This is a genomic window from Rhizobium sp. 18065 (assembly GCF_902706095.1).
GTDB lineage: Bacteria > Pseudomonadota > Alphaproteobacteria > Rhizobiales > Rhizobiaceae > Allorhizobium.
The window spans coordinates 1-15,944 of record NZ_CACSJP010000016.1 but is presented as its reverse complement, the minus strand read 5'-3'; the positions used below and the strand labels follow the sequence as shown (position 1 = coordinate 15,944).

The following is a 15,944-nucleotide window of genomic DNA, read 5'->3' as shown; positions in this document are numbered from 1 at the left end:
AGCCATTAAGGCCGAGTTAGGACCGGTCGACCGATGCCGCCCATCTTTTGCCGTCATGGTTAACGCGTGGCGCAAGACAAAAAAAGGCCGGCGGATCGCTCCGCCGGCCTCCCGTTCATGCCCATCCGTGTCAGGCGGCGCGGCGTGCGCGGCCCTGGTCGCGGTTGATCTTCAGCCTGGACAGCAGCTGGCGCAGGTTGTGGCTCTCTTCCGCCAGCGCCTGTCCGGCCGCCGAGGTTTCCTCGACCATCGCCGCGTTCTGCTGCGTCATCTGGTCCATGTGGTTGACCGAAGTGTTGATCTCGTGCAGCCCGGTCGCCTGTTCGCGGGCAGCCGTCGCGATCGTATCGACGCTGTCATTGACCCGGTTGACCAGTTGCTCGATCTCCACCAGCGCCTCGCCGGTCGAGCGCACCAGGCCGACGCCGGTATCGACTTCAGCTGCCGATGCGCTGATCAGCGTCTTGATCTCCTTCGCCGCATTGGCGGACCGCTGTGCCAGTTCGCGCACTTCCTGGGCAACCACCGCGAAACCACGACCGGCTTCCCCGGCCCGCGCCGCCTCGACGCCGGCATTCAGCGCCAGAAGGTTGGTCTGGAAGGCGATTTCGTCGATCACCGAGATGATCTGGTTGATCTTCTGCGACGAACCTTCGATCCTGCCCATGGCGTCTACAGCATTGCGGACGATCTCGCCGGAGCGGTTGGCGCTCTTCTTGGTCGCCGCCACCATGTCGCGCGCCTCGTTCGCCCGCTCGGCGGCGGTGCGCACGGTCGCCGTGATCTCGTCCAGCGCCGCCGCGGTCTGCTCCAGCGCGGCGGCCTGCTGCTCGGTGCGCCGCGACAGGTTGTTGGTCGCCTCGCTGATATTGCCGGCACTGGAGGTGACCACATCGCTGGTCTGGTTGATCGATGCAATCACGCTACCGAGTGAATCGACCGCGCGATTGAAGTCGTGCCGCAGTTTTTCATAGTCGGCGCCGAGCGCCTCGATCTGCACCGTCAGGTCGCCCTCGGCCAGACGTTCCAGTGCCGAGCCGATCGAATGGATGGCATGGTTCTGCCGTTCGGCGGCAGAGCGCAACTGGCTTTCATTACGCTCGCGCTCGCCGTTCAGGCTGTGCTGCTGCTCGCTCTCGCGCTGGCGCATGCCGATACGGTCGCGAACGCTGTCACGCAGCACCAGAAGTGCGCCCGCCATGCCGCCGATCTCGTCGCGACGGTCGGCATCGGCAATCACGGTATCGACCTGTTCATTGGCAATATCGGTCATCGCCGACTTCAGCCGGTTGATCGGCTTGACGACGCTGGCCACCACCGCATAGGCGCAGGCGATGATCGCGAGGATCGAGACGCCGATGATCGCACCATATTGCAGCGCCGTCTGGCGGAACATCGCCGCCAGATCGTCCGAATAGACGCCGGTGCCGACGACCCAGCCCCAGGGCTCGAAGCCGACGACATGCGAAAACTTCAGCACAGGCTCGTCAAAGCCGGGCTTTGGCCACATATAGTCGACGAAGCCCTGCTTGTGCGCCTTCACCGTGTTGACGAATTCGACGAACAGGTGCTTGCCTGTCGGATCCTTGTTCTGGCTCAGGTCCTTGCCATTCAGTTCCGGCTTGATCGGATGCATGATCATGGTCGGGCCCATGTCGTTGATCCACAGATAGCCGTCGGGCTTGTAGCGCATCGCCGCGACGACCTCTTTCGCCCGCTCCTGCGCTTCCGCGCGGGTCAGCGTGCCCTCCTGCTCCATCTTGTAGTATTTGTTGAAGATGGCGACGGCATTGTCGTTGATCGCCGACAGCCCCGCGCGCCGTTCATTGGTCAGCGCATCATAGGAATGGAACAGGCTGTAGGTCAGCGTCGCAACCAGAACCGCAAGCGTAATGCCGACCAGCGCATAAAGCCTGACGGACAAGGAAAAGGCTTTCATGGAATCCCCCCAGTTAAACTGGAGGCAATTTGCCATAAGTCATTTTTTTATATTCTAAAGAGCAAACTATCAAAAGTCGTAACGAATACGGCAAGGCTTTGTTAATCTTGTCGGTGGCGGCGCGGCATCGTCTCCGTTAGCCTGAGCGCCGATGAAACGTGATTCAGGTGCTGCATGACAGAAACCAAGACCCCAACCAAGCCTCCGATCCCCACCGGTGAACTGACACTGCGCACGCTGGCCATGCCGGCCGATGCCAATGCCGCCGGCGATATCTTCGGCGGCTGGGTCATGGCGCAGATGGACCTGGCCTGCGGCATCCGTGCCGCAGAGCGCGCCAGCGGACGCGTGGTCACGGCAGCCGTACAGGAAATGGCCTTCGCCATGCCTGTCAAGATCGGCGACACGCTTTGCGTCTATACCGATATCGCCCGCGTCGGCCGTACCTCGATCACGCTGTCTGTCGAGGTCTGGGCCCAGCGCTATCTCACCCCCATCATGGAAAAGGTCACGGCCGCGACCTTTGTCATGGTCGCGCTCGACAGTGACGGCAAGCCGACACCCGTTCCGCCGGCCTGAGCCTCCGCGGTGTCACGGACGCCGGCATGTTGTGCCGTCAGCCCTTGAAGACGAAGGCGGCGCCGGCGGCGATCAGGATGAAGCCGATCACATGGTTGATGGTCAGCGCTTCCTTCAGCCAGAATACCGAGAAGCCGGCAAACACGATCAGGGTAATGACCTCCTGCATCGTCTTCAGCTGCGCCGCGGAATAGACCTGCGAACCGATGCGATTGGCCGGGACCGCTAGGCAGTATTCGAAGAACGCAATGCCCCAGCTGACCAGAATAGCCATGAACAGCGCGGAATTCTTGTATTTCAGGTGTCCGTACCAGGCAAATGTCATGAAGACATTGGAAAGCGACAGTAGCAGGATAGGCCAGAGCGCGGCCGGGGAGAAGCTTGGCATGATGAGGTCCGCAAAGAGAAAAATGAAAGATCAGCGAATGCTGGATGGCAGGTGGCGTCAGTTTGCGAATCCGCAATTCACGCCTATGCCTTTTTATCAGCGGAGACACTGTTTGTAAGCCGCACCAATCGATTTCGCAGCCATGACGCCTTTGCAACCAAGACGTTTGACGCGGCACTGCCGGGCGGTGACATCAGCCTTCGGTGCATGCTCGCAGGGCGTGCAAATCGCAACCGGCGATCAGAATACTCATATTGCCTGAAAACTGAGGGACGATTTCTACTAAAATGCATGCCTAGTCATGTAACGGGACGTTAAGTGGCTCATGTTATTGAGTAATTATTGCGATTAAGCACGGACGTTTTTTATGTCATTGTTTCGAAATCGAGGCGCCCATTTCATGCCTGCAGTCATGCAGGCGCAGGTCGATGACATCATCGAAGGTCATGTTTCGACACTGGCCATGAACGCCATCAATCTGTTTGTCGCTCTCTGCATCCTCACCTTCAACCACGGACTGCAACTGCCGGCCCTGGTCTGGCTGGCTCTCGCCTTGTCCATCCTCGTCTTGCGCCGAATCTCGGTGAACTACTTGCGCGGCCGGCAAGTTGCGGTACAAAAGCCGCAATCCGCCCTGTTCTTTATGTCGCTCGGCGCGGCGGCCTCCGGTCTGTGCTGGGCTGCACTTCCCTTTCTCGTCGATAACTTTGCGCCACTCGGTTCAGATGCGGCGCTTGTCATCCTGCTCGGTGGATTGGCGGCCGGCTCGGTCGTCAAGCAGATCGGTTACACGCCGCTGGCGCTGGTCTTCTCGCTGCCGATCCTCAGCTCGATCATCTTCAGTCTGGTCCGCATCGGCGAATGGCCGGAATACCTGCTGGCCGGCTGCCTGGCGATGCTGATCTACGTATTCGTTCGGCGCAGCCTGTGGACCGAACGCATGTTCGTCAGCAACCAGCTCGCCCGTCTCGAGGCCACGGCGCTTGCCGACAGTCTGACCCGCGCCAACAATGACATCCTTCGCCAGAACACCCGGCTTGAGGCGCTCGCCAATCGCGACACGCTGACGGGCCTCGCCAACCGCATGTTCTTCAATGGCCACCTGAGTGGCGACATTGCCCGGGCCGTGGTCGTCAACGAGCAGGTTGTCCTGCTGATCATCGATGTCGATCGGTTCAAGTCGATCAACGACACGCTCGGCCACAGCGCCGGTGACACGCTGCTCTGCGACATCGGCAACCGGCTGCGCGATACGATCACCGATGGCAGCCTGATCGCCCGCCTCGGCGGCGACGAATTCGCCGTTGTGGTGACCGGGGAACGGGCGATGGAGCGTGCGCGCAACCACGCCAACCGGGTGTTGCTGGCCAGTCGGGACGCAATCCGCTGTGGAGCGAGCAATTCGGTCATCGGCCTGAGCATCGGCCTTGCCGCCTATCCCGATCACGGCGCCAATGCCGAGGAACTGCTCGCCTGCGCCGACATGGCGCTTTATGACGCCAAGCGTCTCGGTCGCCGCCAGATGCGCGAGTTCAATCCCGATCTCAAGCGTGACGCCGAGCGCCAGCGCATCATCGAGCAGGACTTGGAAAAGGCGATCGAATCCGGCGCGGTCACCGCCTGGTTCCAGCCGCAGATCAACTTGGCCACCCGCGACATCGCCGGTTTCGAGGCTCTGGTGCGCTGGCAGCATCCGCAGCTCGGCTTTGTCTCGCCGCCGGAAATCGTCACGGCCGCGGGCGTCGTGCACCTGTCCGACCGCCTGACGGCGCGCATCGCCGCCGATGTCTGCCTGCTCAGCAAGCGGCTGCCGGAACTGGGCATCAAGGGCGTGACAGTCGCGCTCAACGTCTCGCCGCGCGAATTCGCCCTCTATTCGGTCGCCGACATGCTTGAACGCGTCACCGGCGAACACGGCGTCGATCCCAGCCTGATCGAGATCGAGATCACCGAGGAAGCGATCCTCGATCCGGAAATCGCCGGCGAACAGCTGAAGCGCCTGGAAACCGCCGGCTACAAGTTGGCCGTCGACGATTTCGGCATGGGCCATTCGTCGCTCGCCTATCTGATCAGCCTGAAGATCGACCGGCTGAAGATCGACCGCAGCTTCGCCCAGGACGTCGCCCGCTTCGAGACGAACCAGAAGCTGATCAGCGCCCTGGTCAGCCTCGGTGAATCGCTCTCCCTCGACATCATCATCGAAGGCGTCGAAACAGCCGAAGATGCCGCCATCCTCGCCCGCCTCGGCTGCACGACCGCGCAAGGCTACCTCTTCGCCCGCCCGATGCCGGTCAAGCAACTCGAGGACTGGATCGCCGAACACCAGACCAAGACGCCGCTGAAGCGCAAGACCAGCCACCTCTCGGTCGCCGCACCCTGATCCCGATTGCTACGGGACTACGCTCTGCTCCGGGCATGAAGCTTCGCCAAGCTCAGGTTGCGGCTTAAGGCTGTTGCCACTTGCTGCTGTCCTCGCCTAAAACTACAGCCGTGTGACTCGGGGGGGATATGGCCAAGGCGATCTTTTATCATAAGGCTGGAAGCATCTATGACGATGCGCTGGGACGCTATCACTTCCCCAAGACCTATCTTTCCCGTGTCTCACAGGCAGTCGGCGACTGGATCATCTACTACGGCCCACTGCCCGGCCTTAAAAGCCGATACTATTCCGGCTTGGCGAGGATAAACCGCGTTTCACCCGATCCGTTGAAGTCAGACCATTTCTACGCATTCCTTGATGACTATTTGGATTTCGACAGACCTGTCGATTACGTCGAGCAAGGCGGGTTCGAGAAACAACTTGTTCGCCCCGACGGCACAATCAATCCCGGTCGAAGTGTCCAGGCCGTTCGCATCATCGACGACCGCGAATTTGCTGCCATCGTGCAGGTAGGTCTGTCCGAGCCGGATGAATGGCCGGCCCGGACCGATGCCCAAGCCATTGACTTGCCACGCCTGGAGCTCGACGAAACCGCCCAGACCCCATTCTTGTTCGAGCCCATTGAGCGGACAATACTCCAGCAGACCATCAATCGTCCCTTTCGCGACGCCAAGTTCAAGCAGCACATCCGTCAGGTCTATGACCGCACCTGCGCCTTCACCGGCCTGCGCCTGATCAATGGCGGTGGACGCCCGGAAGTCGAAGCGGCCCATATCGTGCCGGTCGAGCGTGGCGGCAACGACTCGATCCAGAACGGTCTTGCTCTGTCCGGCACAGTTCACTGGATGTTCGATCGTGGATTGCTGTCGATTGCGGATGACTACAAAATCCTGCAGTCGCGCCATCTGAACGAGGACATTTCGCACATGCTCGCCCGGGATCTGATCGCCAAGGTTCCAGCCGAGCCACGCCATCGGCCACATCCAGCCTACATGGCCTGGCATCGCGACAACATCTTCAAGCAATAGCACGTCCTCCTGCCACCACCCTGTCAGTTGACGCCGATCCCGTTGCACCTTTGTTCCGGATTCTTCACCGCCAGCCCTTCCTTTTCGCGCGGCCCTTCGCCATATTCCGCCGATGGCCAAGACACCCAAATCCTCCGCCCCTTCGAAGCCCGGTTTCGCCCCCGGTTTCGAAGAAGCCCCGCAGTCTGAATTCGAAGGCGCGCCGATCTCGGGCGGGCTGTCCGGCTCCGTCTCCGACTGGGTCAGGCAGCTTGAGGCCGAGGCCGAGGCGGCGGGCGTCGAGAGCCAGCGCGAGCTGGCGTCGAAGGCCGGCAAGCACCGCAAGAAGATCGAGATCGAGGCCCGCCGCCACGCCGAGAAGCTGGCGCTGGAAAAGGCCCAGCAATCGGCCGCAGGCCGCAAGCCCGAACGGGCGTCCGAGCCCGTGCGAGGCCCCCGCGGAGCGAAGTCGCAGAGCGACGGCAGCGCGAGCGCAAAACAGGCAACCGCAAAACACACCACCGCGACCACCACGTCGCGCGGCGTCTCCGTCGGTGCCTCCTCCGATCCGAAGACCCGCGCGGCTGCCGGCCTCAATCCGGTCGCGGGCATGGATGTCTCGCTGGAAGAGGCCGAAAGCCTCGCCCCCGGCGCTGTCACCGCAACCGTGGAAGCCCTGTCCTCGCTGATCGAAAGCGGCAATCCGCTGTTCAAGGACGGCAAGATCTGGACGCCGCACCGCCCGGCCAGGCCGGACAAGTCGGAAGGCGGCATCGCCATCCGCATGGTCTCCGACTACGAGCCGGCCGGCGACCAGCCGACCGCGATCGCCGACCTCGTCGAGGGCATAAACTCCGGCGAGCGTTCCCAGGTCCTGCTCGGCGTCACCGGCTCCGGCAAGACCTTCACCATGGCCAAGGTGATCGAGGCGACCCAGCGCCCGGCCGTCATCCTCGCGCCGAACAAGACGCTCGCCGCCCAGCTCTATTCCGAGTTCAAGCACTTCTTCCCCGACAACGCGGTCGAATATTTCGTCTCCTACTACGACTACTACCAGCCGGAAGCCTATGTGCCGCGCTCCGATACCTTCATCGAGAAGGAGAGTTCGATCAACGAACAGATCGACCGCATGCGCCACGCCGCCACCCGCGCCATTCTCGAGCGCGACGACTGCATCATCGTCGCCTCCGTCTCGTGCATCTACGGTATCGGCTCGGTCGAGACCTACACCGCCATGACCTTCCAGATGTCGGTCGGCGACCGCATCGACCAGCGGCAATTGCTCGCCGACCTCGTCGCCCAGCAATACAAGCGCCAGGAGATCAATTTCGTCCGCGGTTCGTTCCGCGTGCGCGGCGACACGATCGAACTCTTCCCCGCCCACCTGGAGGATGCCGCCTGGCGCATCTCGCTGTTCGGCGACGAGATCGATTCAATCACCGAATTCGACCCTCTGACCGGCCAGAAGACCGGCGAGATGAAGTCGGTGAAGATCTACGCCAATTCCCACTATGTCACCCCGCGCCCTGCCCTCAACGGCGCGATCAAGTCGATCAAGGACGAGCTGAAACAGCGCCTCGCCGAACTGGAAAAGGCCGGCCGTCTGCTCGAAGCCCAGCGCCTCGAACAGCGCACCCGCTATGATGTCGAGATGCTGGAAGCCACCGGTTCCTGCGCCGGCATCGAGAACTATTCGCGTTATCTCACCGGCCGCCAGCCCGGCGAGCCGCCGCCGACGCTGTTCGAATACATCCCCGACAATGCCCTGCTGTTCATCGACGAGAGCCACGTCTCCGTCTCCCAGATCGGCGGCATGTACCGAGGAGATTTTCGCAGAAAAGCGACGCTGGCCGAATACGGCTTCCGCCTGCCGTCCTGCATGGACAACCGGCCGCTGCGCTTCGAGGAATGGGACGCCATGCGCCCGCCGACGGTCGCCGTCTCGGCGACGCCCGGCAATTGGGAGATGGAACAGTCCGGCGGCGTCTTTGCCGAACAGGTCATCCGCCCGACCGGCCTGATCGACCCGCCGGTCGAGGTCCGCTCGGCCAAGACCCAGGTCGACGACGTGCTCGGCGAGATCAAGGAAACCAGCCTCAAGGGCTACCGCACCCTGGTCACCGTCTTGACCAAGCGCATGGCCGAGGACCTCACCGAATACCTGCACGAACATGGCGTGCGCGTCCGCTACATGCATTCCGACATCGACACGCTGGAGCGCATCGAGATCCTGCGTGACCTGCGTCTCGGTGCTTTCGACGTGCTGGTCGGCATCAACCTGTTGCGCGAAGGCCTCGACATCCCCGAATGCGGCTTCGTCGCCATTCTCGATGCCGACAAGGAAGGCTTCCTGCGCTCGGAAACTTCGCTGATCCAGACCATCGGCCGCGCCGCGCGTAACGTCGACGGGAAAGTGATCCTCTATGCCGACAAGGTCACCGGCTCGATGCAGCGGGCGATGGACGAGACCTCCCGGCGCCGAGAAAAGCAGCAGGCCTACAATCTCGAACACGGCATCACGCCGGAATCGGTCAAGGCGAAGATCTCCGACATTCTCGATTCCGTCTACGAGCGCGATCACGTCCGCGCCGACATTTCCGGCGTCACCGGCGGCAAGGGCTTTGCCGATGGCGGCCACCTCGTCGGCAACAATCTCCAGAGCCACCTCAACGCCCTGGAAAAATCGATGCGCGACGCCGCCGCCGACCTCGACTTCGAAAAGGCCGCCCGCCTGCGAGACGAGATCAAACGCCTCAAGGCCGCCGAACTCGCCGCCATGGACGACCCGATGGCCAGACAGGAGGCGAAAAATGCGGAAGGCTCGAGAGGCAATGGAAAAGGATCCGCACCCAGCTCTCCGTCTCCATCCGCAGCCTCTCCGTCTCCATCCGCAACCTCTCCGGCGTCATCCTCGGGCTTGACCCGAGGACCCACCGACAACGCAGGCGAAAGCCAACCCCGCATCTCGACGTCAGGCCGCAACAAATCCGGCTCACCAGAGGGCAAGGGCAGCTACTTCGCCAAACCCACCCTCGACGACATGGGCCCGGGCACCGATACGGCGACGCCGCTGTTCCGCAAGAACACCCTCGACGAAATGACCGTCGGCCGTACCGAAAAACCGATGCCCGGCAAACTGCCGGAAAAGCCGGCCACGGACACAACATCGTCATCCTCGGGCTCGACCCGAGGATCCACCGACGACCCCCGCCCGATCATCCGCGCCAAATCCGGCGCCGGCTCCTACGAGGACGCCGGCGACGTCAAGCGACAGAAACGCACCAAGGGCAAGACCGGCCGACCCGGGCGGTGACTTCCTTCTCCCCCGGAGGGTGAGACACGGTTCGCGAAGCGAAGCAATCGATCCAGTGAATCGATTGCAGTGTCGAACGCCCTGAGCCATGCGAAGGGCCGGCGGTGCCCAAAGGGCGGATGAGGGGGCGCGCCCCCCTCAATCAAACCGCTCATCGATATGCTGCACCTGGTCGGAGATCACATTGTCGATCACCACATGCGACAGCAGCAAGGGCCCGACGGCCCAGAGTGCCCGCATATGGTCGGTATCCTCATGCCGCCGATGCGCCTCTTCGCTGGTAAACGCCTCGGCCAGCAGGATCCGGTCCGGATGCTCGGGCATCGGCACCAGTTCGATGTAAAGACAGTCCGGATCAAGCCTGCTTTTCACCAGATGATCCTGCGCCGCCCTGAGATAGGCCTCGCGCTGTCCGGGCTTGGTGGTAAAGAAACCGATGATGCATTTCATGGTATCCTCCCGAGGTATTTGGCTCAGCGGTGGAGTGTCGGCTGAGTGCGGGTTATGCGCAAGCCCCATCCCCGGTCTCGCCCCGAGGACCGATTATCCGCGCCAAATCCGGCGCCGGCTCTTACGAGGACGCCGGCGACGTCAAGCGACAGAAGCGCACCAAGGGCAAGACGGGAAGACCGGGCCTCTGACACTCCTTTCTCCCAGCTCACTGGGAGAAATCCCACAATACGCGGATGAGGAACATCCCTCGCACTTCTGTGCAGGGTAACGAAGGGGCAGATTGCCACCTTGAGACGACCTGGATCCGGAACCCATGCAGAACTTGGTAACTTTGTGAACCGATCCGCATAGCTTTCGGCACCCAGCTGCAACCCTCGATCAGCGTCCCGCAATTGCACTTTTAAGATCGGAGCTCATTCGTGTGAGATCAGCGTAGCATTCTTCTATCACATAATACTTGTTTGCCGCCTTCGTTACTTTTCCGATCTCTGCAATCATTTCCTGACATGAGTTAAGTAAAACCCTCAATTGCTCAGGAGTATAAGATGCACCTCTAACCTTGTAGAAATCAAGATATATTCTAGCGACTTTGTACGGGTAGTAAGCATCTTTCTCTTTTCGCGCCTGCTTTATAAGAAGTGCGTGGGCATCGATGAAGGCTTTGAAATCATCTTTCAGAGAATTATCATTTTTACGGCTTTCAAGCAGAAATCTTGCATAATGATTGTCAATCTGGAACGTGTCATAGCCCTTTATTTTGCTGGCATGACTATAAGATGTTTTGAAATGTATTTCACTTACCCGGTAGTTTCCGTCTTCGAGTCGAGCTATTGCATATTGAAGCCAAAACTGCGGATTGCGCGCCATCGAAGGCAAGTCTTTAATGCTGTCATATATCTGCTTGTAGCTATCACCGGCGTCCTTCCTTTTGAAAACTCTGTCTATAAAGCTAAACCTTATGACCTCTTTTTGTATATCGGAAAATACTGACGCACTGTTTTTTGATTTCTCGCAAGTACGTATAACTTCAATAATACGATCCACAATATATTTATATCCGACGACATTTTGGAGAACATACTCAGCGAATACCGCAGACTTCACCTTAATTCGTCCACCTACATTCTGCACGAACTCCATAGAGAACGAGTTATTTATCTTCTCCCTGTTTTTGAAAATATCGACGCCTGTAAACTGATTAACGAGGATGATATCAGGATTGAAACCAGCCACATCTAACAATAGCGCAGAAACAAGGACCCTAAGTGCATCACTGTCCGGCTGATCCCTGTAGGCGTCGAGAATTTTAGTTTTTATAGATGGAGATTCCAGTAGGGAAATCAGAACGTTACGCAACTCACTTTTGCAATTTCTCGTAACAAAGTCCTTTTTCTCAGAAGGGGACCTTCTTGAGAACTCAGCCCAAAGCCCGTTTTGATCAATGAGATCAATCAATTCATCCGCTTGATTGGCATCAAGTTTATTTAAATCATATTCGACGAAATCTGCAGAAAAAATCTCGTTCACACGATGAGATCTTAGTTCGTATATTGCAGATCGAGTAGTACCAACGATAGCTGCATTGGGGCACATTGTAGTGACCTTTGAAACTATTTTACCGCTTCTAAATACGTCTTCTATGAAGAAAACTACATCTGTTTCTTTGGAAATTTGAAATAGATCGCTCTCAACATACTCATCGTACTGAAGAAGTTTATAGCACTTTTTCTTCTCGGCGATTAAAAGAAGGGCGAGCTTCTCGCAAAAAACCGTTTTCCCGTTGCCCAGGTCAGAGTGCAACAGAAAATACCTATCTGAATTTGAGACAATTCTCTCCCTGATGTCGGACGCAATATTGCTGCTCACAGTGTACTTATGATGACTATGCTGCGAGCCAACCTCGACCACGGATTGGAAATCTCCGTACAACAGGAGCGAGAGAACGTCATCTCCGCTCGCTGACTTGGCCGTCGCAGGCATATCCATCCGCTCAAAAGAGAGGAGATTTTTGGGGGCCGAAGGGACGACCTTGAATTGTCTAATTGTATCAAGAATTATAGAGGGATCGACTTCGATCACCCTACCAAATTGCTCAAGCTCCCGCTTAAAAACTGGATCTGAGTCCACAGGCTCAATGAAGTATGTCTTTTGTCGAAACTGCGGGTCGCTGTACAATATCCGCGCAATGTCCAAGTCATAAGTGCTGTATCCGTATATAACAATCGCTGATGCAACTGAGAGATCTGCCCGCATCATTGATGGCCACGAAGAATTCAGAAATGCGTCCGTGAGGTAACTGGCTCTCGTAAGCCGAACCTTCTGATCAAAATCCTTAAATTCAACATCCTTTATTTTGCCATTTATATGAATTAGGCTAAGTTTGTTTTTATCGACATCGGAAGATGATGAAATTGTTCCATTTACTACATCTATATGCTTCGAGAGAGATTTTGCGGCCTCATCGATTACATCGTCGTAATTTGTTGAGTATATCCTCTTCCATGGCAATGAAACCATTTTCGTTTGCAGATCAGAAATTGCGCTACAAGTAAACATAGATTGCATTTTTTCGAACAAGTCGTGCTCGCCAAAAGCCTCTTTGTATTCGCGAGACACGATATCGAGTGGGTACTCCTTCGCGAAGGAGAGCTTGCTGTTAAGCCAAGCCGCGAACTGTCCGCCCGTCTTCATGGGGGAGCCATTTTGATCTTTGGCTTGAGCGGAGAATCCAGAACCAACGATTAGGATAGGAAAACCAGCATGAACGTCAGTCAACATTTCATCCAAAAGGTGGTTTTTTGTCATTGCCCCGTTCCTGATTCGCGTTCCTTCGAGCCCATGTAACAATTTGTAGTTTCTGAAATCAACGGTTGAATTTTCTAATTGAATGCGACCCCCGCGCTCTTTGGAGCGATATCAAAAGGTTTTCATTGTCGCGATGCCACTCTGCGCCGTTAGGCCTGCAGCTTGACTTCTGGAGAGAGGATGACTTTTCCAAATCCCCCAGTCTTTTCAATAAAACGCACCACATTTCATCCCCCTCGTTTCCGTCCGTGCCATACTCCTCCCGTTCCGCTTTCGGATACACCGGGTGCTGCGAGCCCGGCGAAGCGGAACCGGCGCCGGGGGGCGCGGCTGTCGCTGGCCAGACCCTCCGGGCCGGATGCAACGGTCTCCCTCCGGTGGAGGGATGGTGGATGGCAAAGACCTCGGATGGTTTGAGCCAACCTCGATCCCAACGGCCATCGGACGTGCCTCAGCGGCACACAAACAAGGCGCCGGATCCGGTCAACGGGTGCGGTGACAAAGACGGCGGGAGCTGCGGCGACAATGCCAAGGCTCCCCGGGCGAGGGTCAGGTCGGGATGTGCGCACATCCGCCGAGAACCTGAAACCTCCCGGGCACCCGGCCAGGACGTCTCAACGAGACGTTTGGGATCCAAGCCCGGTTGACGGTGAAACGCTTGGTTTCGCCGGCCAGAGCCGCCTTGCCAGAGAGACGCATGCAACCGGCAAAAATCGCCGAACAGGGCGCCGGAAGGAGCCATATAAATTATTAAATCAGGTTGCTTCTGGCGCCCTGTCCGAAACTGCCACCATCCCCGGAGGAGTTCGATCCGACCGGCGGCGAAGCGCGACCTTTTTTCCACCCTTCCCTTTCACCAGCGCTGTTCAGGAGACCCAGGATGACCGAGCGCAAGACCAACCTCCCCCCATCATCCGCCAGTTCGGCAGCCAGGCCGACATCCGCCGATCCGACCTCGGCACCTGCCGACGACGTGATCTTCCGCACCTTGGTCAAGCTGGTGTTCAAGCTCGACGCCTGCCGGGTGCGCGCCTGCCACCGCCGGCACCGGTGCACCGCCAGCAGCGGCCAGCCCGCCTGGCCGCGTTGCCTCGCCGTCCTGTCCGAGGCCGATCGCGCCACCACGCGCTGCGAATTTCACCGGCTTGCGGCCGGCGCCCGCGACAAGCTCGGCCGGGATCCCGATCCCTGGCCAGTGCAGCAAGGGTCTTTGCAGCAGGAGTCGGCGGATCAGAATGAAGACGCCGTCGGCCGGCGCCGGCTCGACGTGATCCTGCTCAATCTCGCCTTCGGCTTTCGGCATCCGGTGCATGGCGCCAGGGTGCGCGCCTGGGTGCGGTCCGATCCCGACTGGCCGAGCGACAGGGCGGCAATGCAGAAACCGCCCAGGAAAAGACGTCCGGCGCCCCCGACCTGAGCGAGCCGGGGCAATGGTGCCGACTATCCGGCAGCAGGTGCCCCCGGCCTTGCCAATCGCTCGGCCGCCGGCTTGCCTTCTATTCCGCTGCCTTCGGCAGTTCCTCGGCATGCGCCGGTGCCGGTTCCATTTCGTAGGAATAGCCTTCCAGCATCGTATAGGCCCGCTCGATCGCGGCGATCTGCGTCTCGCTGTTCTTGATCGCCTCGGAGATCGAGGTGGCCCGCGCCCGCAGCATCGAGCCGAGCACGTCGGCCTCGGGCCTCCGGCCGATCCGGTCCATGTGCTTGCGCACCCGGGCGCGGTGCCGCTCCAGTTCGAGAATGTGGAAGCGGGCTTTCAATATATCGTCGGTGAGCTTGCGGCGAAGGCCGGCGACGGGGTCGAAACTGCCCGGCTCGCGCTCGTCGAGGATCATGTCATTGACCAGCGTTTCCAGCACCATAAGCCCCTTGAGGTCGGTCGGTTCGGCCAGTTGTGGATCGTATCCGGTATCGTCATAGACGCGCCGGCGCACCGGGTCCTTGAGCAGCTCGTAGCAGGCGCTGATCGTCGCGAACCGGTCCGTATCGCCGCCGCCGTCGGGATGGGCGTTCTTCGCCATCTTGCGGTAGGCGGCCTTGACCGCCGCCTCGTCGGCATCGCGCGCCACGCCGAGAATGTCATAGGGATCGATCACCGTGGCACCCGTTTTCGCCATCATAAAACCTCGCTCCCAGCCGCCCTTCCCCTACCCCGGACCGCCGGCGGCATCAAGACCGGACGACCGGCTTTCCCCCGCCGCCTGCAGCCGCTGCTGCGCCCGGGCGGGTGCTTGCCGGAGGGACGGCTGCCCCGGTTGACCTGTCAATGATCAAGGATATCAGCCGTTTGCAGGGCATACGGAAAGGCGCCGTTCATTTTTGGCCCTTGCCTTTCGGAAAAAATGTCCATACCTCTATTGATGTTCGGGCACTAATGATCCCGGAGACTGGAACGATTGTTTCGACCGCGTCATGCGGTCTCTGGGGGCCTCCTCCCGCTGGTAGACGTTCTTTCCCCGTTATCGCGACCACTCGACGGTCCCGCCTGCCGGGACTTAACTTGTCCGCCTCCGGTCAGCCGGGCGCGGAGGATACCGCAACACGGGAAAAGGAAATCCCCCATGGCCACCAAGGGCATCGTTAAATTCTTCAACCAGGACAAGGGCTTCGGCTTCATCACTCCGGACGGCGGCGCGAAAGACGTGTTCGTCCACATCTCGGCGCTCCAGGCCTCGGGCCTGCAGACCCTGAAGGACGGCCAGCAGGTCACCTTCGACACCGAGCCGGATCGCATGGGCAAGGGCCCGAAGGCCGTCAACATCCAGGCTGACTAAGGTCACCTGCCGGCTTGATGAGGGCGCCCGCCTGACGCGCGCCACATTTTCGCATTATCCTTGTCCCCCTGGGCACGAGGAACCAGCGGCGCCTCACCGGGCGCCGTTTTTTTTGTTGGTGATGTGCCGGTCTGGTGATGTGTTGGGCCAGGGATGTTTCGGGCCAGGGATGTGTCGGGCTAGGCCGTAGACTCATAACGATCTGATCCAAATTCTCGCTGCTGCCAATTTGACGGCGGCGAGAAAGTTCATCGGGTCTTTGTCGTAACGGGTGGCGATGCCTCTGAACTGTTTGAGTTTGCTGAA

General features: G+C 59.3%; 11 protein-coding genes and 1 pseudogene. 6 read left to right on the top strand and 6 right to left on the bottom strand.

Translation table 11 applies throughout. The features are described 5' to 3' along the window. Nucleotides 1-130: 130 nt before the first annotated feature. Nucleotides 131-1,939, bottom strand: a complete 1,809-nt coding sequence (locus GVK95_RS23480; protein ID WP_159953111.1) for a methyl-accepting chemotaxis protein — start codon at nucleotides 1,937-1,939, stop codon at nucleotides 131-133. 174 nt (nucleotides 1,940-2,113) lie between these two features. On the opposite strand from GVK95_RS23480, the gene GVK95_RS23475 reads away from it, so the two are divergent. After that, nucleotides 2,114-2,518 carry an acyl-CoA thioesterase gene (locus GVK95_RS23475; RefSeq protein ID WP_159953110.1) on the top strand — a complete coding sequence of 135 codons (405 nt, stop codon included), beginning with the start codon at nucleotides 2,114-2,116 and terminating at the stop codon, nucleotides 2,516-2,518. Nucleotides 2,519-2,555: 37 nt separating this feature from the next. Here GVK95_RS23475 and GVK95_RS23470 read toward each other — a convergent pair whose 3' ends face one another. Continuing rightward, nucleotides 2,556-2,906 (bottom strand): DMT family protein, encoded by a 351-nt coding sequence (locus GVK95_RS23470; RefSeq protein WP_007607909.1) that lies wholly within the window; start codon nucleotides 2,904-2,906, stop codon nucleotides 2,556-2,558. A gap of 400 nt (nucleotides 2,907-3,306) precedes the next feature. On the opposite strand from GVK95_RS23470, the gene GVK95_RS23465 reads away from it, so the two are divergent. From GVK95_RS23465 to uvrB, 3 genes are all read left to right on the top strand, one after another. Then, entirely contained in the window at nucleotides 3,307-5,286 is a 1,980-nt protein-coding gene (locus tag GVK95_RS23465) for an EAL domain-containing protein (protein WP_159953109.1), read from the top strand. 128 nt (nucleotides 5,287-5,414) lie between these two features. Next, nucleotides 5,415-6,314, top strand: a complete 900-nt coding sequence (locus GVK95_RS23460) for an HNH endonuclease (protein WP_159953108.1) — start codon at nucleotides 5,415-5,417, stop codon at nucleotides 6,312-6,314. A 112-nt stretch (nucleotides 6,315-6,426) separates the two neighbouring features. Continuing rightward, nucleotides 6,427-9,606 (top strand): excinuclease ABC subunit UvrB, encoded by a 3,180-nt coding sequence (gene uvrB, locus GVK95_RS23455; RefSeq protein ID WP_159953107.1) that lies wholly within the window; start codon nucleotides 6,427-6,429, stop codon nucleotides 9,604-9,606. A gap of 138 nt (nucleotides 9,607-9,744) precedes the next feature. On the opposite strand, the gene GVK95_RS23450 is transcribed toward uvrB, so the two are convergent. Beyond that, nucleotides 9,745-10,056 (bottom strand): antibiotic biosynthesis monooxygenase family protein, encoded by a 312-nt coding sequence (locus tag GVK95_RS23450; RefSeq protein ID WP_159953106.1) that lies wholly within the window; start codon nucleotides 10,054-10,056, stop codon nucleotides 9,745-9,747. 381 nt (nucleotides 10,057-10,437) lie between these two features. Continuing rightward, nucleotides 10,438-12,864, bottom strand: coding sequence for an SIR2 family protein (locus GVK95_RS23445; protein WP_159953105.1), 2,427 nt, complete (start codon nucleotides 12,862-12,864; stop codon nucleotides 10,438-10,440). An 880-nt stretch (nucleotides 12,865-13,744) separates the two neighbouring features. On the opposite strand from GVK95_RS23445, the gene GVK95_RS23440 reads away from it, so the two are divergent. Further along, nucleotides 13,745-14,281 carry a hypothetical protein gene (locus GVK95_RS23440; protein ID WP_159953104.1) on the top strand — a complete coding sequence of 179 codons (537 nt, stop codon included), beginning with the start codon at nucleotides 13,745-13,747 and terminating at the stop codon, nucleotides 14,279-14,281. A 79-nt stretch (nucleotides 14,282-14,360) separates the two neighbouring features. Here the strand turns inward: GVK95_RS23440 and GVK95_RS23435 are convergent, their stop codons facing one another. Continuing rightward, a complete protein-coding gene (locus GVK95_RS23435) occupies nucleotides 14,361-14,981 on the bottom strand; it encodes a J domain-containing protein (RefSeq protein WP_159953176.1) in 621 nt (206 codons plus the stop codon). 444 nt (nucleotides 14,982-15,425) lie between these two features. On the opposite strand from GVK95_RS23435, the gene GVK95_RS23430 reads away from it, so the two are divergent. Further along, the gene (locus GVK95_RS23430; protein ID WP_007607318.1) at nucleotides 15,426-15,638 is read left to right on the top strand and encodes a cold-shock protein; all 213 of its coding nucleotides are present in this window, start codon (nucleotides 15,426-15,428) and stop codon (nucleotides 15,636-15,638) included. Nucleotides 15,639-15,830: 192 nt separating this feature from the next. On the opposite strand, the pseudogene GVK95_RS23425 reads toward GVK95_RS23430, so the two are convergent. After that, a pseudogene (locus GVK95_RS23425) lies at nucleotides 15,831-15,944 on the bottom strand (IS5/IS1182 family transposase); the annotation flags it as partial.